This is a genomic window from Thermogemmatispora argillosa, from assembly GCF_059696725.1.
In genome coordinates this window covers 1,138,818-1,159,040 of the sequence record NZ_AP019377.1, presented here as the reverse complement: position 1 = coordinate 1,159,040, position 20,223 = coordinate 1,138,818, and the positions used below count along the sequence as shown (strand labels likewise).

At 60.2% G+C, this 20,223-nt stretch carries 14 protein-coding genes; 6 read left to right on the top strand and 8 right to left on the bottom strand.

Going from position 1 to position 20,223, the window contains the following annotated elements; all coding sequences use genetic code 11:
* Nucleotides 1-15: 15 nt before the first annotated feature.
* Entirely contained in the window at nucleotides 16-1,449 is a 1,434-nt protein-coding gene (locus AC6H1L_RS04540; RefSeq protein ID WP_497600352.1) for a hypothetical protein, read from the top strand.
* Between the two features lie 337 nt (nucleotides 1,450-1,786).
* Here the strand turns inward: AC6H1L_RS04540 and AC6H1L_RS04535 are convergent, their stop codons facing one another.
* Complete coding sequence (locus tag AC6H1L_RS04535) at nucleotides 1,787-2,167, bottom strand: lipopolysaccharide assembly protein LapA domain-containing protein (RefSeq protein ID WP_497600351.1); 381 nt, start codon at nucleotides 2,165-2,167, stop codon at nucleotides 1,787-1,789.
* A 328-nt stretch (nucleotides 2,168-2,495) separates the two neighbouring features.
* Here AC6H1L_RS04535 and mutS point away from each other — a divergent pair, with 328 nt between their 5' ends.
* The 3 genes from mutS (at nucleotide 2,496) to AC6H1L_RS04520 (ending at nucleotide 8,544) form a co-directional block, all read left to right on the top strand.
* Complete coding sequence (gene mutS / locus AC6H1L_RS04530) at nucleotides 2,496-5,312, top strand: DNA mismatch repair protein MutS (protein WP_497600350.1); 2,817 nt, start codon at nucleotides 2,496-2,498, stop codon at nucleotides 5,310-5,312.
* Nucleotides 5,313-5,543: 231 nt separating this feature from the next.
* On the top strand, nucleotides 5,544-6,698 hold the full coding sequence (locus AC6H1L_RS04525) for an acyl-CoA dehydrogenase (protein ID WP_497600349.1): 1,155 nt from the start codon (nucleotides 5,544-5,546) through the stop codon (nucleotides 6,696-6,698).
* A 370-nt stretch (nucleotides 6,699-7,068) separates the two neighbouring features.
* The gene (locus AC6H1L_RS04520) at nucleotides 7,069-8,544 is read left to right on the top strand and encodes an MFS transporter (RefSeq protein WP_497600348.1); all 1,476 of its coding nucleotides are present in this window, start codon (nucleotides 7,069-7,071) and stop codon (nucleotides 8,542-8,544) included.
* Nucleotides 8,545-8,742: 198 nt separating this feature from the next.
* Here AC6H1L_RS04520 and AC6H1L_RS04515 read toward each other — a convergent pair whose 3' ends face one another.
* The 6 genes from AC6H1L_RS04515 to AC6H1L_RS04490 all read right to left on the bottom strand — a co-directional run bounded on the left by AC6H1L_RS04515 (nucleotide 8,743) and on the right by AC6H1L_RS04490 (nucleotide 15,704).
* Nucleotides 8,743-9,282 (bottom strand): DoxX family protein, encoded by a 540-nt coding sequence (locus tag AC6H1L_RS04515; protein ID WP_497600347.1) that lies wholly within the window; start codon nucleotides 9,280-9,282, stop codon nucleotides 8,743-8,745.
* Nucleotides 9,283-9,660: 378 nt separating this feature from the next.
* A complete protein-coding gene (locus AC6H1L_RS04510) occupies nucleotides 9,661-10,149 on the bottom strand; it encodes an Hsp20/alpha crystallin family protein (protein WP_497600346.1) in 489 nt (162 codons plus the stop codon).
* 429 nt (nucleotides 10,150-10,578) lie between these two features.
* Nucleotides 10,579-12,717: a (Fe-S)-binding protein gene (locus AC6H1L_RS04505; RefSeq protein WP_497600345.1), complete on the bottom strand. Its 2,139-nt coding sequence runs from the start codon at nucleotides 12,715-12,717 to the stop codon at nucleotides 10,579-10,581.
* 177 nt (nucleotides 12,718-12,894) lie between these two features.
* Nucleotides 12,895-13,866 (bottom strand): electron transfer flavoprotein subunit alpha/FixB family protein, encoded by a 972-nt coding sequence (locus AC6H1L_RS04500; protein ID WP_497600344.1) that lies wholly within the window; start codon nucleotides 13,864-13,866, stop codon nucleotides 12,895-12,897.
* Nucleotides 13,867-13,880: 14 nt separating this feature from the next.
* A complete protein-coding gene (locus AC6H1L_RS04495) occupies nucleotides 13,881-14,666 on the bottom strand; it encodes an electron transfer flavoprotein subunit beta/FixA family protein (RefSeq protein WP_497600343.1) in 786 nt (261 codons plus the stop codon).
* 378 nt (nucleotides 14,667-15,044) lie between these two features.
* Complete coding sequence (locus tag AC6H1L_RS04490; RefSeq protein ID WP_497600342.1) at nucleotides 15,045-15,704, bottom strand: TRIC cation channel family protein; 660 nt, start codon at nucleotides 15,702-15,704, stop codon at nucleotides 15,045-15,047.
* A gap of 209 nt (nucleotides 15,705-15,913) precedes the next feature.
* Between AC6H1L_RS04490 and AC6H1L_RS04485 the strand changes: the two genes are divergently transcribed.
* On the top strand, nucleotides 15,914-18,295 hold the full coding sequence (locus AC6H1L_RS04485; RefSeq protein ID WP_497600341.1) for a heavy metal translocating P-type ATPase: 2,382 nt from the start codon (nucleotides 15,914-15,916) through the stop codon (nucleotides 18,293-18,295).
* A 211-nt stretch (nucleotides 18,296-18,506) separates the two neighbouring features.
* Here AC6H1L_RS04485 and AC6H1L_RS04480 read toward each other — a convergent pair whose 3' ends face one another.
* Nucleotides 18,507-18,755 (bottom strand): hypothetical protein, encoded by a 249-nt coding sequence (locus tag AC6H1L_RS04480; RefSeq protein WP_497600340.1) that lies wholly within the window; start codon nucleotides 18,753-18,755, stop codon nucleotides 18,507-18,509.
* Nucleotides 18,756-19,155: 400 nt separating this feature from the next.
* Between AC6H1L_RS04480 and AC6H1L_RS04475 the strand changes: the two genes are divergently transcribed.
* A complete protein-coding gene (locus tag AC6H1L_RS04475; protein WP_497600339.1) occupies nucleotides 19,156-19,935 on the top strand; it encodes a DeoR/GlpR family DNA-binding transcription regulator in 780 nt (259 codons plus the stop codon).
* Nucleotides 19,936-20,223: the final 288 nt, after the last annotated feature.

Here is a 20,223-nt window from a genome sequence, read left to right as displayed (position 1 = left end):
CTTGAGGATAGCGAAATGAACAACAGCGAGCAGTTGCAGCGTCTCTACAGCCGCCTGAGCCGGCGTGATATTGAAGAGTTCTATGCCGGCTACCAGCTCTGGTTAGCAGAACAGCGCCTGGCTGTCTTACAGGCGGAGATCCAGGCTCTACGTCAGCAGATTGAGCAGAATGCAGAGCGTCTACGTCAACTCCAGCCGCCCGAGGGAGTTCTGAAGCTGCTGACGGCCCTACGCGAGTGGGGAGTAAACGACATCGCTTTACTCGATCGCCTCTGCGAGCGTGGTGAATCCTGGTTACAGGCCATGTTCCGCCGGCTTGATACTTGTCGTCGTTTAGGCCTCTTCGATGGTGACTATACGCGCTGGTGTGAACATGCCCTTGAAGGGGCTTATGACTGGCTCGATTCGATCGAGGAGGGAGCGGCCCTCGTCACAGAGTCCTCTGCTCCGACTGACGTGGCTATCCCGGCTACAGAGGGCGAAGAGAGTCCCGACGGCGGAGTCACAGAAGATGAATTCTTGCGCCGCCTGCTGCAAGAGGAAGCGACAGCCGGCCATCTCCCGGCCCTGGCGCCAGCCGAGGTAGTAGCAGCGAACGGTCACGAGTCCCTGCCGTCTCCCGAGCAGACTGCGCCGGCGGAAGTGGTGCCCCTACCTGACGAGGTGGCTCGTCAGATGACAGAGGCTGGACTGACGAGTGGAAACGACCTGGCCGTGGCAGAGGCTCCCGAAAGCGAAGGGCAGCCAGAGGCGCTAGCTGAGGCGACAGAGGCGCAGACCCCGGAGGGCGGTGAAGCCCTGGCCATCGAGGCTGAACTTAAGCAGCAGACCTCTGTGCCCCCGCTTGAGCCTGCCCTTCGCGAATATGCAGGCGGCGAGCTAGCTGCTATAGCTGTGGCGGCTGAGGCCGGGCGGGGAGAGGCCCCAGACGAGAACGAAGCGCAGGCCGTGGTCGCCTCAGCGGCACAAGCGGCAGAATCTCCCCCCGTTAACGCCTATTATGAGTTTAGTCTTAGTACCGCCAGCCCCCAGGAGACTGCCTCCATCGCAGAAGAGCTAATTTTGCCCGAGGGAGAGACCCCAACGGAAAGCGAGAGCGCCCGAGAGGAGGCGCGCCTCTCCGGCTCAGCAGACGCGTCTGTCGCTGGGGCAAACCGTGAGAGTGAGCAGCCTGTAGACGCGCGCGCCCCGGAGCAGATTGGCGCTGAAATGCTGAACGATTCCCCCGCGCTGGCGGAGCAGCCGGAGACGGCGACGCTTGCCAATCAGCCGGAGGCAAACGAGCAGCAAGCGCAACCAGCCGAGAGCAACGGGGCGGCTGATTCCAGAGGAACAGCGACGGTAGCTGATCAAGCGGTCCCATCACAACAGGCCGAAGAAGAGGATACGGCGACGGAGCTGCATTTCTGGCAGCGCATCTTTGGCCGACACGGCCTCGAATTCGATTGAGCACGAGAACCCACCCGGCTTCTTTCTTCCTTGCTGCGACCGGTGCCCGACCACCACCAAAGCGAGGTGCCAGAGAGGCCAGACAGAGCAAACAACAACAGGCAAGCGCGCCTCGTCAATCTGAGGACGGGAAGTCTCCCCGTCCTTTTTGTCCGCCGTGGCGTTGATCGCCCTCGCTGCTCCGCTCCTCTGATCCCTGCTCGGCTACGGCTGCTGTATGCATCCTGCACTGCGGGAGATGAGCAAGCTCTCCGCCAACCTGACAAACAGTGCCCTGTTTCCCGGCGGTAGCGAAAGACTGATCGACCTCCGCCCAGGCAGGAAGGAGGAGAAGACGTTAGTAGCTTCCAGGAGGTGGGTAACCAGTAGAAGGACCAGGGTGGTGACCAGGCGGCACACCGGGACCAGCCATCCCGGGAAGGCCAGGCATTGGAACAACTGGAGGCATTTGCGGGAGCGGGCCTGAAGGAATGCGCGCCGCCTGCGCGGCCTGCAAGGCTGCGGCCTTTTCCCTCTCAAGCTCTTCCACACGCTTGCGCAGTCGCTCCAGCTCTCGCCGATCCCTGAGCGAAGCCAGAACGGCGATCACATAGAAGACCAATGCGCCCAGGAGGAACGAAAGCAAAAGCAGCGCCCCCACGGGAAGAGGAATATGGAGGTGCCAGGAGAAGATTGACAGCTCAACGTCGCCCAAGAGAGACCCGTTTGCAGTCATCATGGTGCACCGTTCAACAAGCGATCTATCGATGCGTGCTCATCTCTATATATATAGCCAGCGTCTCCAACAGACTGCGCTCACCCGCGAACTTGCCTTGAAGCGAGGTAGGAGGAAGAGACCGCGCCAGAAAGAGCCGGGCCTCGCGACGTGGTTCCTCCAGCCCACACGGGGACGTTCAAAGTATATGCAAAAGCTGATCATACTGGCAACCGAGTAGGACTGAACAGCTAGGGGTTGGAAGACGGCAGGATGGCTAGAACGCTTTTACAAAGCGGCTGATTCGGGGTAAACTAAGCATCACGCGAAGAGTCTCTGGGAGAGGTGAACCGTGCTATTTGAGGAGTACGAGAGAGGTCAGCAGAGCAATCATAGCCCAATCCGGTCGCAGTATCTTGCTATCAAGGAGCGCTATCCCGACACCATTCTCTTTTTCCGTATGGGCGACTTCTACGAGACATTCGACGAAGACGCCGAGATCGTGGCGCGGGAGCTGGAGATTGCCCTGACGCGGCGCGACTTTGGCCGTGGAGAGAAAGCTCCGATGGCCGGTGTTCCCCATCAGGCTGCCGAAAGCTACATCGCGCGCCTGGTGAGCAAAGGCTACCGCGTGGCTGTCTGCGAGCAAGTCAGCGATCCGGCCCTGTCGCGGGGACTGGTCGAGCGCGAAGTAACGCGCATTGTAACCCCGGGGACGGTGGTTGAACCGGCTATGCTGGCGGCCAAGCGCAATAACTTTCTGGCGGCGGTCGTGATGGGGCGCAACGCCGTTGGCGTAGCCTATGTAGACATCACAACGGGTGAATTTGCAACAACGCAGATTGCAACCAGCGAGCCAGAGCTGACGCTGCAGCAGGAAATTGCGCGCATTGCGCCGGCTGAGGTGCTGGTCGAGGCCCACTATGGGCAGCAGAGCAATCGCAAACGGCGCTGGCTCGCGGCGGTGATCAGCGAAAAGCCAGTGCCCCGCCTTGGGAGCAATGGCGATCCGGAGGGAGCAGCGGCCCTCCTGGGCGAGCATGACGGGCTGGATGAAGACGAGGACGAAGACTTCGCCCCGTTGGCCCGCCTCTTTAAAGGGCTGGCTGGCCATGTAACGCCCTATGATGCGCGCTTCTTCAGCGAGGCGGATGCGCGCCATCGTCTGCAAACCCACTTTGGCGTGGCCTCGCTTGAGGGCTTCGGCTGTGAGAAGCTGCCGCTAGCGATCCGCGCGGCGGGGGCGGTGCTGGCCTATGTACAAGAGACGCAGAAGGAGATCGTGTCTCAGCTGACCGCTCTGGAAACCTACTCGACGGCCAACTTTATGATCCTCGATCCCCATACGCGGCGCAACCTGGAACTCTTCGAGAGTGGACGCAGTGGCTCGCTCAAAGGGTCTCTCCTCTGGGTATTGGATCGCACACGCACCCCGATGGGCGGGCGCTTGCTGCGTCGCTGGCTCAGCCAGCCGCTTCTAGATATTGAAGCGCTACGTCAGCGCCAGGAAGTAATTGCTGAGCTGCTGGCCGCACCTCTGCTGCGGGCGCGCCTGGGCGAGATCCTCAAGAAAATCGGCGATGTTGAGCGCCTGATCAACCGCGTGCGCCAGCGCATCGCCAGCCCGCGCGATCTGGTTGCCCTGGCAAGCAGCCTGCGTGGGGCTGCAGAGATCCGTTCCGACCTGGCCGCCGATGCCGAGGGAGAGGCGACCTTGCGCACATTGCCAGCCCTGAGCGCCTTGCTGCAGCGGCTAACGGATAACGAAGATGTCATCGCCTTGATCGAGCGGGCCATTGTGCCAGAGCCGCCGGCGAGTACCTCCGAGGGCGGCATCATTCAGCCTGGCTTCAGCGAAGAACTCGATCAGTTACGGGCGATCTCGCAAGACGGGCAACGCTGGCTGGAGCGTTTAGAGCAGCGCGAGCGCGCCAGAACCGGCATCACCTCCCTCAAGGTTGGCTACAATAAAAACACGGGGTACTTCATTGAAGTTTCCAACGCCCACAAGCAGCGCGTGCCCGCTGACTACCAGCGGCGTCAGACCCTGACCAACAGCGAGCGCTTCGTGACGCCGGAACTGAAGGAATACGAGGCCACCATTCTGAACGCGCGCGAGCGCATCAACAGATTAGAGAGCGAGCTATTTGCCCAGATCCGGGCGGAGATCGCGGCCCAGGCTTCCGAGCGCGTACTGACCACAGCCCACGCCCTGGCCGAAATCGACGTCTACCTGAGCCTGGCCGAAGTCGCGGCGCGCAACAACTATTGTCGGCCCGAGCTGAACGACGGGGACACCATTCGTATCATTGCCGGGCGTCATCCAGTTGTTGAGCAAGCTCAGCCCGATGTGCCCTTTGTCCCCAACGATACCGAGCTCTCGAATCACGAGGCCCAAATCCTCATCATCACTGGGCCGAACATGGCGGGCAAGTCCACCTACCTGCGTCAGGTAGCCCTGATCACCCTGATGGCTCAAATTGGCAGCTATGTCCCGGCGCAGGCGGCCACGATCGGCATTGTAGACCGTATCTTTACGCGCATCGGGGCTCAGGATGATCTGGCGACGGGCCAGAGTACCTTTATGGTCGAGATGGTAGAGACGGCCAATATTCTCCACCATGCAACGCCGCGCAGCCTGGTGATTCTCGATGAGATCGGGCGTGGCACCAGCACCTACGATGGACTGGCCATCGCGCGCGCGGTCGTTGAGTATCTGCATAACAATAAGCGCTGTGGGGCCCGGACCCTCTTCGCTACCCACTATCACGAACTGGTGGAGGTGGCGCGCGTGCTGCCGCGCATTCGCTGCTTTAATGTGGCAGTGAGTGAGGAGGAGGGACGTATTGTCTTTCTGCGCAAGATCGTGCCAGGTGGGGCTGACCGCAGCTACGGGGTACATGTCGCGGAACTGGCTGGCATTCCGCGCCCCGTTATCCATCGCGCTCAGGAGATCCTGGCAGAGCTAGAGCGCAAAGGCGAGGCTCAGGCGCGGCGCAAAGCCATGAAGGATATGACCATGCCGCTAGGCTGGCAAATGACGCTCTTTGCCGCCGAGCCGCATCCGATTCTGGAAGAGCTGAAAAATCTGGACATCGAGAGCCTGACGCCAATAGAGGCCATCAGCAAGCTCTACGAGTTGCAGCAAAGGGCGCGCCGCGAGGGTTGACAGGGACACGCGCTTCACCTCGGAGCCTCGAAAGCTCACTCGCGGCCGCTGCTTCTTCCTCTTCGAGAGACGCCTTTGCTCCTTCGCTGCGCGCCTGTATCGCCTCTCGCCTGGGCCATCCTGGGCCTGGGCACCTGGCACAAAGGCGACCTCTCTGTGGTATATTCCAAAACACAATGGTTGTGTCCTGTGCTTTGTCTCTCATCGATATCCAGCAAAGGAGCGTCGTATATGGCGGTTTCGCATCTCTCTCCCGAAGAAGAGGAGCTGATTGCGGCTATTCGCGAAATTGCGACCGAGCGTGTAGCGCCGCGCGCGGCGGAGATAGATCGCACCGGGGAGTTCCCCTGGGATATGAAGGAACTGCTGGCGCAGCAGGATATCTATGCCATGCCCTTCCCGGTGGAGTACGGAGGCCTCGGCTCGACGAAGCTGGCGGTAGTGCGTGCCATTGAGGAGCTATCGCGCTGCTGTGCCACAACTGGCCTGTTGCTGGCGGTGCAGCAGCTTGGAGCCATGCCAATCCTGCTGGCCGGCAGCGAAGAGCAGAAGCGCAAATATTTGCCCCCGCTGGCCCGTGGCGAGTGGTTGGCGGCCTTTGGCCTGACGGAAGCAGGCTCAGGCTCCGATGCGGCAGCGATGCGCACCGTGGCGGTGCGTAAAGGCGATCGCTACATTCTCAACGGCTCTAAGCGCTTCATTACCAATGGCGGCCTGGCCCAGGTCAATACGGTCTTTGCCCTGACTGATCCCCAGGCGGGGACGCACGGTATCAGCGCTTTCATTGTAGAGCGCGATTTCCCCGGCTTCGCTGTGGGGCGCATTGAGGATAAAATGGGCATCAAAGGCTCACAAACGGCTGAGCTGATCTTTAATGATTGCGAGGTGCCGGCGGAGAACCTCATCGGACGTGAGGGCGAGGGGTTCCGCATTGCTATGCGCACTCTCGATCGTACGCGGCCCGGCATCGGGGCCCAGGCGGTCGGCATCGCTCAGGGGGCGCTGGATTTGGCCGTTTCCTACGCTAAGCAGCGGGTGCAATTCGGGCGCCCAATTGCCGAGAACCAGGGCATTCAGTTCATGCTGGCCGATATGGCGACCAAGGTAGAGGCCGCCCGCCTGCTCGTCTACAATGTCGCCGAGATGATCGATCGCGGCGAGGAGCGCTTTACAATGTATTCGTCGATGGCCAAGATGTTCGCCTCCGATATTGCGATGGAGGTCACCAGCGACGCTATTCAGATCCTGGGCGGCTATGGGTACATGAAAGAGTATCCGGCGGAGCGCATGCTGCGCGATGCCAAGATTACGCAGATCTACGAGGGAACAAACCAGATTCAGCGCCTGGTCATCGCGCGCGAGCTACTGGCGCGGACTTCAGCTTAGGTCGCGGCCACTCGGTCCTCGGGTGAAGCTTCCCATGAGGGAGGGGCGCAACGATGAAAGCTCTCAGCCAGCTTGATCCAGCGTTGCGCCTCTCACGTGGCAGCATGGACAGGGGCACAGGACAGGCGCAGCGCGCTTCGCTTCAACCATTCGTCGAGGTTAGCACTCTTAAATTTTTAGATAAAAAATCATAAGCATATTGACGTGTATTTGTTTTGTGTAGATGCAGAAGAGATAGAAAAGAGCGCCATCCAGCAGGCGACTTGTGCTATGATGAGACGGGAAGAGGGCTGGTCGCCAGGCAGTGCAAGGCTCTGCCTGCCCGCCCACTGCCTGACTAGCACACCTGATTGTCGATGGGCACCGCACCATGAAGAAACTAGCATACAAATGGATCGCACTCTCAGTCGTCACTCTTGGCTCCTTAATGGTCGCCATTGACTCGACGATCGTCATCCTCGCCCTGCCGGCCATGCTCCAGGACCTGCATTCTGACCTGGTGCGCATGACCTGGGTCATCACCAGCTATCTGCTCATCAGCACGGTTCTGCTGCTCTCCTTTGGCAGAATGGCCGACATGTTTGGGCGCGTCCGTCTCTACAACCTGGGCTTTCTCATCTTTACCATTGGCTCTGTGCTTTGTGGATTGGCTCCGAACGACCTCTTTCTCATTGCGGCCCGCGTTCTGCAGGGGGCTGGCGGCGCCATGCTCAACGCCAATGCTATGGCCATCATAACCGAGGTGTTCCCTCCGGGTGAGCGTGGTACAGCGATGGGCTTTAACTCCATCACCTGGGGAGCAGGCAGCGTCCTCGGTCCTGTTCTTGGGGGCCTCATTCTCTCGCTGGCAAGCTGGCGCTGGATTTTCCTGGTCAACCTGCCAGTTGGCCTGATAGGGATGCTGGCCGCCTATTTTCTCCTGCATGAAATTACCCCGCGTCAGCAACGCGAGCGCTTTGACATTCTTGGCGCCCTGCTCTTCTGCATCGGCCTGGTGGGTCTGCTTTTTGGCCTTCTAGAAGGCATCAGCGCTGGCTGGCGCTCCCCGCTCATCGTGGCTCTGCTCGCCATCGGCCTGCTTGCCCTGCTCGCCTTCCTCTGGCGCGAGCGTCACTACGCCTATCCCATGCTCAATCTGCGTCTCTTCAGCAACCGAGTCTATGCCTTCTCTGTCCTGGCGGCCATGCTCCAATCGTTAGCCGTCTTCGCTGTTAACTTCCTCGTCATCTTCTATCTGCAAGGAGTCCGTGGCTATCCGCCGCTGGTGGCGGCCCTGCTGATCCTGCCCTTGCCCCTCTTCATCTCGCTGGTGGGACCGCTCGGGGGGCGCTGGGCTGATCGCGTCGGAGGAGCTCTTCCCGCAACGATCGGCCTTGCGATTCAGGCTCTGGCCCTGGTCCTGCTTGGCCTGCTGACGCCGACCACTCCCTACTGGCAGCTTGCTCTCATTCTGGCTCTAATGGGTATAGGCGGCTCCTTCTTCTGGTCACCTAACACCAGCACTACGATGAGTGCCGCCCCGCGTAGTCACCTGAGTGTGGCCTCAGCGACCCTCAATACCTTGCGCAATGTGGGCATGATCTTCAGCTTCGCCGTCGCCCTGGATGTCGCTGCCGTCTCCATGCCACCTGCGCTCGTCGCCAGCGTTTTCCTGGGCACGGTTGGACATCTGGCGCCGACGATTGCGCGAGCTTTCACCTCTGCAATGGACCACGCCTTTATGGCTTCTGCCCTGATCTGTCTCTTTGCTATTGCCTGCTCGCTGGTACGAGCGGGCAAAGGGCAAACTGCAACGGGCCTCGCCAGTGCGCCGCTGCAGCCCACGGCCTCGGATCGCAAGGAGTAAGCCGACCGGCCAGCGGGCTAACTAGAAGACAAAAGGGCCACCGGCCTGACCAGCGCTCCCTGTTACTTACTCGCTGGCCTGACATGCCAACAGGGACCAAAAGAGCCAGCGACCCGAGCAGGCAGACATCACCAGCTATGCGCTGCCTGCTCGGGTCGCTATCTCTGCTCGGTTGCTGCTGCTGCTTCTAGCAATCAATCAGGACTGGGCTGCGCCCTGTGCTGGCTCCTGCGTACGCCGGGCCAGCAGATTGCCCAATGGGATCAGGATGACTAGCAACAGGACCAGAACCACCAGCCCGATCAAGAAGGTCAGCGGCTGAGGAGGAGCGAAGTTGATCACCTGGTCCAGCGAGAAGCTACCGGCGCCTGTCAGCCCAAGTACGGCGCCCATCATCAGCAGGGCAAGATTGAACTCAAAACCGCCCTGGCTGTTCCAGAAGCCCTTAGCCCAATGCACCCTGGCGATGGCCACCAGCATGGAGCCCATTGGAAGCAGCACCGCCAGTGGCGTCAACAGGCCCAAGGCCACCAACAAACCACCGCCGAACTCACCCAGTGCTACCACCCATGCCCAGAACGGAGCCGGCTGCAGACCCAGCCTGTTCATCATCTCCTGTGTGCCACGCAGTCCATGACCGCCAAACAGACCGAACAGCTTCTGAGCACCATGAGCCATAATGATGAGACCAAGCGTCAGGCGCAACAGCAAGAGACCGGTGGCAAGAAGCGCGTTCATAGTCCTCTCCTCCTTTCCTCAATACGATTGACAACAGATCAGACCCGGGCAGGCATCCTGACCTGCTAGGAGCAAGACCCTCTCTTCTGCCGATCTACTCTCACGCCCGGATCAGCTCCGCTCCTAATTGATTACAGAAGGAAGCGGCCTGCTCCCGTGGTCGGCCTGCCCGCCAACGCCAACAAGCAGAGACGATGGACAAGGCACGGGAACAAGTAGCAGAACAGCCAGCCCGGCGAGGGCTGTGACCAAAGAACCAACACCACACATGGAGGGCGGAGCGGGCCGGATTCAGGCCCCAGGTTAGAGCAGGGGCAGTAGCCCTGAGTTTAGTCGGGACGGCCCCCGCTCTACCTCAACCAATGAGCGAACGAGCGATCAGCGGACAAGGCTCGATTCCACCGTCAGCGGCTGACCCGAGCCGCTGCGTACGCTGATATGCTTCGGACGACTCTCCTCCGTAATCGGTAGCCAGAGCGTCAGCACACCATGCTCATAGGTGCACTCGACGTGATCAGCATCGATGGGCTTGGGGAAAGTGATGCTCCGCTCAAAATGACCAGGAGTGATCTCCTGAGCCAGCCAGCGCACCTGCTCATCGGAACCGACGAAAGCCGGCAACTGGCCCTTGAGCGTCAGCGTATTCTGCTGAATGCTCACATCGAGATCCTCCGGCTTCACACCGGGCACCAGGAAGCGTACCCGATAACCCTGCTCAGTCTCGTAAGCATCCAGCAGCGCGGTCGGACCCTGACGACCCGCCAGCGACCAACCGGGGCGGACAAAACTCTGCTCGAAAAGCTGATCGATCGCCTTACGCAGGCTCAGCGCCTCCCGGAACGGATCAAACTGCAGCAGCGTCGTCATTGCTCACACCTCCTTACTCACCCACAGACATCGCCGGTAGCTACCATGCCAGAGATCATAGAGAGCTACCGCCGGCTCTCAATCAGAACCGGCACACCAGCCCTCGTCTCAGCTACGCTCTCCCTCCAGAGCGACACACCCCTGACCACTATTCCCCATCCACACCATCATCCGCCGGGCGACGCCGGAGTGGCGCCAGCTCAAACACCAGCCTGGCCGCCGCTTCCAGCGTCCGCCGGCACCCGCTCTTTCGTTCGTCCGACCCTAGTATAGCTCATCTCACAAAAAATGTCAAGTCATATAACGGTTTTCTGACGATCTTCTAACACAACTCTAACAGTGGGGGAGAAAAAAACCAGCGCCCCGGTCGATAGAACCGGGGCGCTGCCAGGGAGAGACGGGGAGGAGAGAAAGAAAGCGAAAAGAGGACTACTGACCAGCGCTCGCCGCGCTTGTGGTGGCGGCCTCCTCTAGAGCGCGGGCCACGATTTCAGCGATATCCTCGACCTGGAGACGCTCCTCTGCCTCCACGCCCTTCACACCATCCTCAAACATCATGATGCAGAAGGGACAGGCCGCTGCCAGCACCTCGGCGCCTGTCTCCAGCGCCTCATTAACGCGCGTCTGATTGACGCGCTTGCCGATACGCTCCTCCATCCAGGCGCGACCGCCGCCGCCGCCGCAGCAGAAACTCTTATTGCGGTTGCGGCGCATCTCTGTCACCCCATTACTATTGAGCACCGTCAGCACGCGGCGAGGCTCATCATAGACCCCATTATAGCGACCAACATAGCAAGGATCGTGGTAGGTCAGCTTGCGGTGATCGAAGCCTTCGGGGAGCCGCAGGCGACCCTCCTTGATCAAGCGGTCAATGAAGACGCTATGGTGGACCACCTCATAATGACCGCCGAGCTGCGGATACTCATTCTTAATCGTATTGAAGCAGTGTGGGCAAGCCGTAATAATCGTCCGCGTGCGCGGGGACTGGCCGTTGTGGCCGTGACCATTAGAAGCAGTTGCCGCCTGAGCTGTATTGAACCCGTAGCTATTGAGCACCTCGATATTCTGCTGAGCCATCATCTGCCAGAGGTACTCATTGCCGATACGGCGGGCCGGATCACCCGTACAGGACTCCTCTGGGCCGAGGATTGCGAAATTCACCCCAGCGGCCTTCAGAATCTTCACCAGAGCCGTGGCCACCTTACGATTGCGCTGATCGAACGAACCCATACAGCCGACCCAATAGAGGACCTCAGCATCGGGATTCTCCGCCATCAGCGGCACATCCAGGCCCGCGGCCCACTCCGCCCGGCGATCGTTACTGATCTCCCACGGATTCCCGTTGCGCTCAATATTGTTGAACAGCGACGTTACCTCTGGTGGGAAATCGCTTTCCTCCATCACCAGCGAGCGCCGCATATCCACAATCTTGGGCACATGCTCAATAGAGACCGGACAGATCTCCATACAGGCGCCGCAGGTCGTACAGGCCCACAGAGCATCTTTACTAATCACCCCGCCCACCAGCGGCTGAATCTCCTCATGGCCATCGCCGCCGCGCACATCGGCCAGCGGCAATTTCTGGAACAGATTCGGCTCGCCTATAATCTCATGGCGGCGATCTAGCAGCGACTCCTTGACGCCCAAGATAATCTCCTTGGGCAACAGCGGCTTACCCGTATTCGTAGCCGGGCAGACCGTATTACAGCGCCCGCACTCCGTACAGGCGTAGCCATCAAGCAACTGCTTCCAGGTAAACTGCTCCGCCTTCGAAACGCCGTAGTCCTCGCGCTCCTCCAGATTCTCCAGCAGCGGCAGTGCGCCGCGGGGGCCATAGTTGCGGAAGAAAACATTGAAAGGAGTTGCCATCAGGTGCAGGTGCTTTGAGCCGGGAAGATAGACCAGGAAGCCCAGCACCGTCAGAATATGGGCCCACCAGAAGACGCGATAGAGAACCACATTAGTCGCCGTCCCCAAGCCGTAGAAAGACGGGCCGAACCAGGAACCGATCAGAGACCACTCCTCGCCGTGACTGGCGGCGAAACCGAAGGTCTCGACCAGGGCCAGCGTCAGCAGGACCAGGAAAATGAGGCCCAGAATAATGAAGCCATCCCACGGACCATGTAGGCGGCTTGAGAGCTGGCGGGGACGGACAATGCCGCGCCGGACCGCGAAGACGATCAGCGAGACCAGAACGAACAGGACAAAAAGGTCAAGCAGGGCTGCGAACGTATGATCATGGCCAATCAGCGGCAGCGAGCCGTTGAAAGCCCCGAGAATAAGATTGAGCAGCCCGAACTGAATAATGATGAAGCCCCAGAACGTAAAGAAATGTGCCAGGCCGGGGATCGGATCACGCAGAACACCACTCTGACCGAGCACCACCAGCAGAAAATCGCCGATGCGCTCCTCCAGATGATCGGTGCGGTCCTCGCGGCGCGCTTTAGCCAGCAGCGTCACCAATTGCCCGACGCGCAGGCCGAAGACTGTCAGCGCCGCCAAGAAAATCACCACAAAGATGGTCGTCCCGATCCACCCACCGGTCGGAGAAATGGCAGGGGGTGCCATGACAACCTCCCTCAAAGGCGGCGGGGCCCCGTTGCCCTGCCTATCTGCCTGCTTGCTACTTTGCAGCGGCAGCCGTGCCCCACCGCAGTAGTATGCTGCTTCTTGCCTGCGTATGCGTCAGCGAGAGCGAGCGAACGAGCACGTCTGGAAAAGGGAAGAACGGAGACCCGACCAGAGCTAGAGCTGAGCCTTGCGCCGCTTCACTTCCTCGATCAACTGAGGCAAGATCGTCAGCACATCGCCGACGATGCCCAGATCAGCCACCGAGAAGATCGGCGCATGCTCATCCTTGTTGATGGCCACGATATACTTTGAGCCTTTCATGCCGGCCAGGTGCTGAATCGCGCCGCTGATGCCGCAGGCGATATAGAGCGTAGGCTTAACCGTCTTGCCGGTCTGCCCGATCTGGTAGCTATAGGGCAGCCAGCCGGCATCGACAATAGCGCGCGTTGCGCCGGGCGCTCCGCCGAGCACTGCCGCCAGCTCTTCGACCAGACGATAATTTTCAGGCTTCCCCAGGCCGCGACCACCGCTGACGATGATGCTGGCGTCCTCCAGAGCCGGGCCTTCGCTCTGCACCTCGACACGGTCGAGAATCTTCATCTGCTGCGACTCGGGCCGCAGCGTCACCGAAAGCTGCTCGATCTCAGCCTGGCGACCCTCGAAGCGCTCGACCGAGAAGGCTTTCGGGCGGGCCAAGACGATGCCTGTTCCCTGATAGGGATGGGTGGCCGTTACCACATTCTCGCCACCCCAAGGGACCGTCACTTCCAGCCGGTCGCCCTCGTAGCGCAGGTCTGTGGCATCGGTGATCAGGCCCAGATTATGGCGTGCACTCAAGCGAGCGGCGATATCGCGGACATCGTAGGTCGTGGGGAAGAGCAGAAGATCGGGCTGCTGCCGCTGCAGCAGATCACTAATCGTATCGACGGCGGGGAGCGTCAGGTAGGTATCGTAGGTAGGATCGGCGTGGACATAGACCTTTTCGGCGCCGAACTCACCCAGGGAGGGAGCCACCGTAGCAGCGGCGGAGCCGAGGACGATCGCCTCAGCGCGACCCAGCCGGGCCGCCTTGCTCAGCACCTCCAGCGACGAGCGAGCTGGTCGGCCATCCTCAATTTCGACCAGGACCCAGATCGTTTTTGCCATAACCTGCACTCCTCCTAGAGCAACTGGTGACGCTGCAAGAAGTCGGCGATGATCTCGGCAGCGTTGCCCTCATCCTTAATAATCTGCCCGGCGGCGCGGGCCTCAGCCTTGCCGATCGAAAGCACCTGCTCGCGTGCGCCAGCCTCCCCGACCTGCGACGGGTCCACTCCTAGATCGCTCAGGCTCAGCTGCGTAAAGGGCTTCTTGCGTGCGCTCATGATGCCCTTCATCGTGGGATAGATAGCCTCGAAAGAGCCGCTGGCGATGGTGACGACCGCTGGCAAGGGGCTTTCGACAACCTCGTAGCCGGTCTGGGTGACGCGCTTGATGACGGCCTTGCTGCCCTCGACCTTGATTTCGCGTGCAAAGGTGAGCTGGGGCAGGCCCAGAAACTCGGCGATGGCCCCCGGCACCATACCGGTATAGCCATCCGTGCTCTCTGTCGAGCAGAAGATCAGATCGGGATTCTCGCGCTTGAGAGCGGCGGCCAGAGTCCGCGCCGTCCCCAGGACATCCGAGCCAGCCAGCGCCGGATCGCTGATCAGAATGGCCCGGTCAACGCCCATGGCCAGGGCGCGCCGCAGGGCCTCCTGAGCGCTGGTCGGACCCATGCTGATCGCCGTCAGCTCGCTATTGCCGAGACTATCGCGCAGCTTGATCGCTGCCGCGATCGTTGTCTCATCTCCCGGGTCCAGCACCAGCGAGACCCCGCTACGCACCAGTCGTTTTGTCGCCGGGTCAAGCTTGCTTTCGACGGTGTTGGGGTCTGGAATCTGCTTTACACAGACGAAGATCTTCATTGCGTTGTTGCCTCATCTTACCTATGTGCGAGCAAAGGCGCAAGACACAAGACAGCCTACACCTGCGTAAAGTGGCTCCTTCTCAGCAAAGAAGGGAGGCTGCTCCTTCTGCTGCCTCCTGCGCCTTCTTTGCCTTTCTCTGTCGGAAAAGGGCCGTGTGCTGTCTGCGTTCGTCAGAAGAGAGGACTGCCCCGGGCGCCTTACGTCTGCACAGATTCTCTCGCTATGGATAGAACGAGCAGGCCAATCGCTGTATTTACCAGGCCCTTTGTATTGTACCTGTCGCAAAAAGAAGGTGTCAACGTTGCTAGCTAACGGCCAAAGCCCTGCCAGCTAACAAGAGCGGTAGAGGGAGAAAGCATGTTCACGTGAGCGGGTCTAGCGCTGGCGGTAGACGAGAACGGCAGTCACGACCGCCAGCAGGCCGGCGCCGAAGGGGGGCAGGCTGGTGGCGAGGCTGCCGGTGGTCTGCCAGAGAAAGACAGCTATGATTTCCAGGATGAGGCCGCAGGCGAAAATCACAGCGATGCCGGCCGGCGAGTGCTCTGCGGAACTGGCGAGCGGCTGTCGCGCAAAGCGCGGCGGCAGTGCTCTGTCGGGCTCCTCTCCGTCGGTCTGGGCGCTCTCTGTCGTCTGACTGGCGCGCTCGCTCTCGCTGAGGCGCTGCAAGGCGTCATAGAGGTTTTCGATGACACGGCGCGGGGCGCGAAGCAAGACTCGCCTTTGCCCGGAGATGATCAGCAGCTCATGCAGCAGTGGTTTGCTCTGAGGGCTGCGCAGTGTGATCGAGGTGATCGCTTCGAGGGGAATGGCTTCCAGAAACAGGCGCGGGCGCGGAAAGCGGATCTGATAGTAGCCGAGCAGGCGCCTGTTCGTGAGGATGGCGTCGCAGGCTACGCGACCGTGCTGCTGACTATTCCAGATAACGGGGTGGCTAGCTAGCGGCTCTTCGTCTGGCAGCAGGTGGGCCTGAAGACCGCGAAAGCGGCGGAGAAGCCGGCGCACCGTCTGCGCGTTGCTGGCTGAATGGGCGGTCATGCTTTGCTCTCTTGGGTAGCGTGGATAGGTAGTGCACTTGTTGCTCTCCTCCCATTATATCACAAGGAAGCGGACTGGCTGAGCAAGTCTGACCTGTGAGGGCGGTCGGCAGATTTGACAAGTCTTGCTCTCTGCGCTATCCTTTTTATAGACCCCTACCGGGGGGGTATGGGTTAGTACCGAGTGATGGCTACGAGGAGATACAGAAGATGGCAACCTATCTGCCTGGTCGTGAAGGACCGCAGAGGAGCATAGATCAAAGCGGCGGCGAGCACTGCCAGGGCGAGCAAGTGGCCTCTGTGACGTTGGCCTTGGAGGGCATGAGCTGCGCCTCTTGTGCCAGGCGCATTGAGCGAGGCCTGCAGCGCTTACCGGGCGTCAAGGAGGCCAGCGTGAACTTTGCCACCGAGAAGGCCACGGTTCTCTATGACCCCGGGCAAGTTAGTCCAGCGGTGATGATCGAGAAAGTTGAGCAACTGGGCTATGAGGCGCTGCCGCTCATGTCTGCCGTAGAAGGTGAGCGAGGCAAGCCCGCTGAGGAAGAGCTAGCGAGCGGTGGAAGCCAGGACAAAGCTGCGGCTGGAGCTGGGGAAGTCACTGAGGCCCAGCAGCGAACGGCCCGGCGTCGTCTCTGGCTGCTGCTCATGGCGGTTGCTCTTTCGCTGCCAGTCGTCGTGCTCAGCATGTTCTTTATGGACCGCTTCCCGGGTGAGAACTATCTCTTGTTTCTGCTCACAACGCCTATCTGGGCGGTGGTTGGATGGGAGTTTCACCGGAACGCTCTCAAGAACCTGCGGCATGGGGCGGCCACGATGGACACCCTCATCTCGGCTGGCTCGACGGCGGCCTACCTGCTCAGTTTCTTCGCCACTGTGGTTCCGCAACTGGCCGATGAGCCGACCTTTTACGACACGGCGGCCCTCATCATTACGCTGATCTACCTTGGGCGCTATCTGGAGGAGCGAGCCAGGAGCGAGGCTGGACAGGCTATTCGTCGTCTGATGGGGCTGCAGCCGCGTAGCGCCCATGTGTTGCGTGACGGTCAGGAGCGTGGCATTGCCATTACCGAGGTCAGGCCGGGCGATCTGCTCATCGTGCGTCCTGGTGAACAGATTCCGGTTGATGGGCTAGTAGTAGCCGGAAATTCGACAGTTGATGAGTCGATGGTCACTGGGGAAAGCTTGCCGGTGGAAAAGGGCGAGGGCGATACCCTGATTGGGGCGACCATCAATCAAAGTGGGCTGCTGACGATGCGGGCTACGCGCGTCGGCTCCGATACGCTGCTGGCCAACATCATTCGTCTGGTTGAGCAGGCTCAGGGCAGCAAGGCCCCTGTTCAGCGTCTGGCCGATCAGGTAGCCGGGATCTTCGTGCCGGTGGTGCTCGCAATTGCCTTGCTCACCTTCGTCGGTTGGGGGCTGGCTGGGGCTATGAACGGGCTGGGAGCAGCGGGCTGGATCAGGGCCTTGATTGCCGCGGTGGCCGTGCTAGTGGTGGCCTGCCCCTGTGCCCTCGGGCTGGCGACACCCACAGCGATCATTGTGGGCACTGGGGTGGGAGCTGAGCAAGGCATTTTGATCAAGGGCGGCGAGAGTCTGGAGCGCATTCAGGCGGTGCAGGCCATTCTCTTTGATAAGACGGGAACCCTGACGCGTGGCAAGCCCCAGGTCACTGCGCTGATAGCACTGGAGCCGTGGGATGAGGCCGGGCTATTGCGCCTGGCTGCCGAGGTCGAGCAAGGCTCAGAGCATCCACTAGCGCGCGCGCTAGTGAATGCGGCGCACCAACGTGGCCTCTCTCTGGAGCGCAGGCCTGAGCGGCTGACGGCTCTGCCTGGTCGCGGCCTGGAGGCCTTGCTAGAGGGACAGCAGGTGCTAATTGGGGGACCACGGCTCTTGGAGGAGCGGGGGCTAGAGCTAGAGGCTGTACGTTGCGATCTTGAGCGCCTGGAGCAAGAAGGCAATACCGTCATGCTGGTGGCTGTCGCAGGCCGGTTGGCTGGGGTCGTGGCGTTGGCAGATACACTAAAACCCGGCTCGGCTGAGGCGGTACGCCAGTTGCAGGCTCAGGGACTACAGCTCTGGCTGGTGAGTGGTGATCATCCCCGTACGGCTCAGGCCATCGCGGCCCAGGTGGGCATTCCTGGCGAACATGTCCTGGCCGGTCTCTTGCCGGCGGAGAAGGCTGAGCAAGTGCGCCATCTTCAGCAGCAGGGGCTGAAGGTGGCTTTCGCGGGCGATGGCATCAATGATGCCCCAGCGCTGGCCCAGGCTGATGTTGGTATTGCTATGGGGAACGGCAGCGATATTGCGCTGGAGACGGCTGATGTGGTCCTGGTCAAAGGGAATCTGCGCAGCCTGGCCACGGCCCTCGCTTTGTCACGGGCAACGCTGCGTACTATCAAACAAAACCTCTTTTGGGCCTTTGCCTATAACGTTGTGCTCATCCCGACGGCGATGCTCTCACCGCTGATTCCGTTCCTCAAGGAGCAGGCCCCGATCTTTGCTGCGGCGGCGATGGCCCTCTCTTCGGTGTCGGTAGTGGGCAATGCCTTGCGTCTCCGGCGCTTTGGACGGCGGGCCGCGCTTTAGCTGGCCTACGCTACCCGACAGGCCTGTTGTGAGCCGTAGCGTGCAGGTTGAGAAGGAAGGAAGGAAGGAAAGAAAGAAAGAGGAGACGGAAGAAGGAGAGAGGACAGGCCCAATCAGGGAACCGCTATCAGCCAGGTAGCAGAAAACTCTCCTTCTTCCGTCCGCTTCCCAGGGCGTTGGAGCGCCGGGGTAGAGACTTGACGGTGCTTAGTTAGAGCTGGCTGCGCGAAGGGCGCAGCAGCTTGTGGAAGATGCCAAAGAGCAGGAAGGCCGGCGGCCACTGGCCAACGAACAGCCCCCAGTCTCGCTTGCCACTGACGAACAGCACTGCAGAGGTGATAATCGAGACCAGAGCAGCCCAGTACCACATCTCGCCCGGCAGGCGATCGGTGGTCCGAAAATACTGCTCCTGCATATCGCGAGCAGCTCTTGTCGTCTCGTGAATATCGACTTTTGCCATGTCTCCTCCTCATCTCAGCTCAACAGTTGAACAAGTGGTACCCACTTCGCCGCATGCTGTTCAACAGTCGACGACGGGTACTCTGCTCTAAAGACGCCGCGGGACACAGCTCTAGGTAAGCGTAGCGCTCTGGCTGCTTTTTCTTTTAGGGCCGGTTGTACTCCTATAGAGAGGCCAGTGAAGAGAGGACGACCACCCGTTGAGGGGAGGGCTGAGAGGCCGTGCTCTCTCGCGGGGGGAAAGCATGATACAATGCTCGGTAGGGCTTGAGAGGAAGGTCGGGCGCGGGTGAGGGGGAGGACGAGCAAAAGGGCAGCGGAAGGCAGGGCGATCCTTCCTTGCTGGCCTGCTAGCTGCTCGGGCAGGGTGATGGAGAGTAAATTGAGGGAGCATGTGCTGAATGAAGAAGGAAACAAAGATTATTGCCCAGGAGCGTCGACGAAAGATCTTTGAGATTATCGAATCCAGTGGCATCGCCTCGGTGCGTGATCTGGCGCAGCGCTTTGCTGTCTCTAGCATTACTGTCGTCAGGGACTTACAGGAGCTGGAGGAGCAGGGATTGATCAGGCGGGTACATGGGGGGGCAATCAGCCTGCGCGGTGCCAGCTATGAACCGCCGTTTAGTGCGCGCGAGACCGAGCATGCCGAGGAGAAGCGTCGCATTGCTGCGCGAGCTGTGGAGCTGGTCAACGATGGGGAGAGCCTCATTCTCGATGTGGGAACGACAACGCTGGAGATCGCGCGAGCGCTCAAGGGGAAGCGTAATCTGACAGTGCTGGTCACCAATCTACGTGCGGCCTTGGAGTTGGCCAATCAGTCGGCGATTCAGGTGATCGTAGTAGGAGGGAAGCTGCGCCCAAGCGAATTGTCCTTAGTTGGCCATCTGGCAGAGCGCACGCTGCGCAGCTTTCAGGTCGATAAAGCCTTTATCGCGGTCGGAGGGATTACGATCGAGCATGGGCTGACTGAGTTCAATTTTGAAGAGGCCGGTACAAAGCAGGCCATGCTTGAGCGGGCGCGACGGCGCATTGTCGTGGCCGATCATAGCAAGTTCGGCAAGGTGATGTTGACGACAGTGGCTCCGCTGAGCGCTGTCGATACTATTATTACCGATAGTGGACTGGATCGCGAGACGCTGGCTCGCCTGCGTGAGCTAGGCATAGAGGTGATTCTTGCCTAGGCCGTGCGAGCTGCTGGGCAAAAGGCCCCGTCGCGTTCAGGCATCCCTGGGTAGGCAAAGCTGGCGTTGCTTGCTTGCTCGAATTAAAGCAAGCAAGCGTATTTTTGTTGATGTGTGTCTTTCTTGTGTATCAGAAAAATAGCGATCTTATCCTTTTAAATAACTTGCTTTTGGTGTCTGCTTATGTTATCCTCTCAACACGACCCGGGTCTGTCGCGGTGGTGCTTGCCTAAAAGCGCCTGTCTGCTTGCTTAAAGAGCTGCTACCTTGCAGCAGAAGGGATCTGTT

What these genes read in the sequence shown, in the direction of transcription:
- AC6H1L_RS04540 (WP_497600352.1), top strand. Translation starts at nt 16, where the DNA reads ATGAACAACAGCGAGCAGTTGCAGCGTCTCTACAGCCGCCTGAGCCGG.
- AC6H1L_RS04535 (WP_497600351.1), bottom strand. Translation starts at nt 2,167, where the DNA reads ATGATGACTGCAAACGGGTCTCTCTTGGGCGACGTTGAGCTGTCAATC.
- AC6H1L_RS04525 (WP_497600349.1), top strand. Translation starts at nt 5,544, where the DNA reads ATGGCGGTTTCGCATCTCTCTCCCGAAGAAGAGGAGCTGATTGCGGCT.
- AC6H1L_RS04520 (WP_497600348.1), top strand. Translation starts at nt 7,069, where the DNA reads ATGAAGAAACTAGCATACAAATGGATCGCACTCTCAGTCGTCACTCTT.
- AC6H1L_RS04515 (WP_497600347.1), bottom strand. Translation starts at nt 9,282, where the DNA reads ATGAACGCGCTTCTTGCCACCGGTCTCTTGCTGTTGCGCCTGACGCTT.
- AC6H1L_RS04510 (WP_497600346.1), bottom strand. Translation starts at nt 10,149, where the DNA reads ATGACGACGCTGCTGCAGTTTGATCCGTTCCGGGAGGCGCTGAGCCTG.
- AC6H1L_RS04505 (WP_497600345.1), bottom strand. Translation starts at nt 12,717, where the DNA reads ATGGCACCCCCTGCCATTTCTCCGACCGGTGGGTGGATCGGGACGACC.
- AC6H1L_RS04500 (WP_497600344.1), bottom strand. Translation starts at nt 13,866, where the DNA reads ATGGCAAAAACGATCTGGGTCCTGGTCGAAATTGAGGATGGCCGACCA.
- AC6H1L_RS04495 (WP_497600343.1), bottom strand. Translation starts at nt 14,666, where the DNA reads ATGAAGATCTTCGTCTGTGTAAAGCAGATTCCAGACCCCAACACCGTC.
- AC6H1L_RS04490 (WP_497600342.1), bottom strand. Translation starts at nt 15,704, where the DNA reads ATGACCGCCCATTCAGCCAGCAACGCGCAGACGGTGCGCCGGCTTCTC.
- AC6H1L_RS04485 (WP_497600341.1), top strand. Translation starts at nt 15,914, where the DNA reads ATGGCAACCTATCTGCCTGGTCGTGAAGGACCGCAGAGGAGCATAGAT.
- AC6H1L_RS04480 (WP_497600340.1), bottom strand. Translation starts at nt 18,755, where the DNA reads ATGGCAAAAGTCGATATTCACGAGACGACAAGAGCTGCTCGCGATATG.
- AC6H1L_RS04475 (WP_497600339.1), top strand. Translation starts at nt 19,156, where the DNA reads ATGAAGAAGGAAACAAAGATTATTGCCCAGGAGCGTCGACGAAAGATC.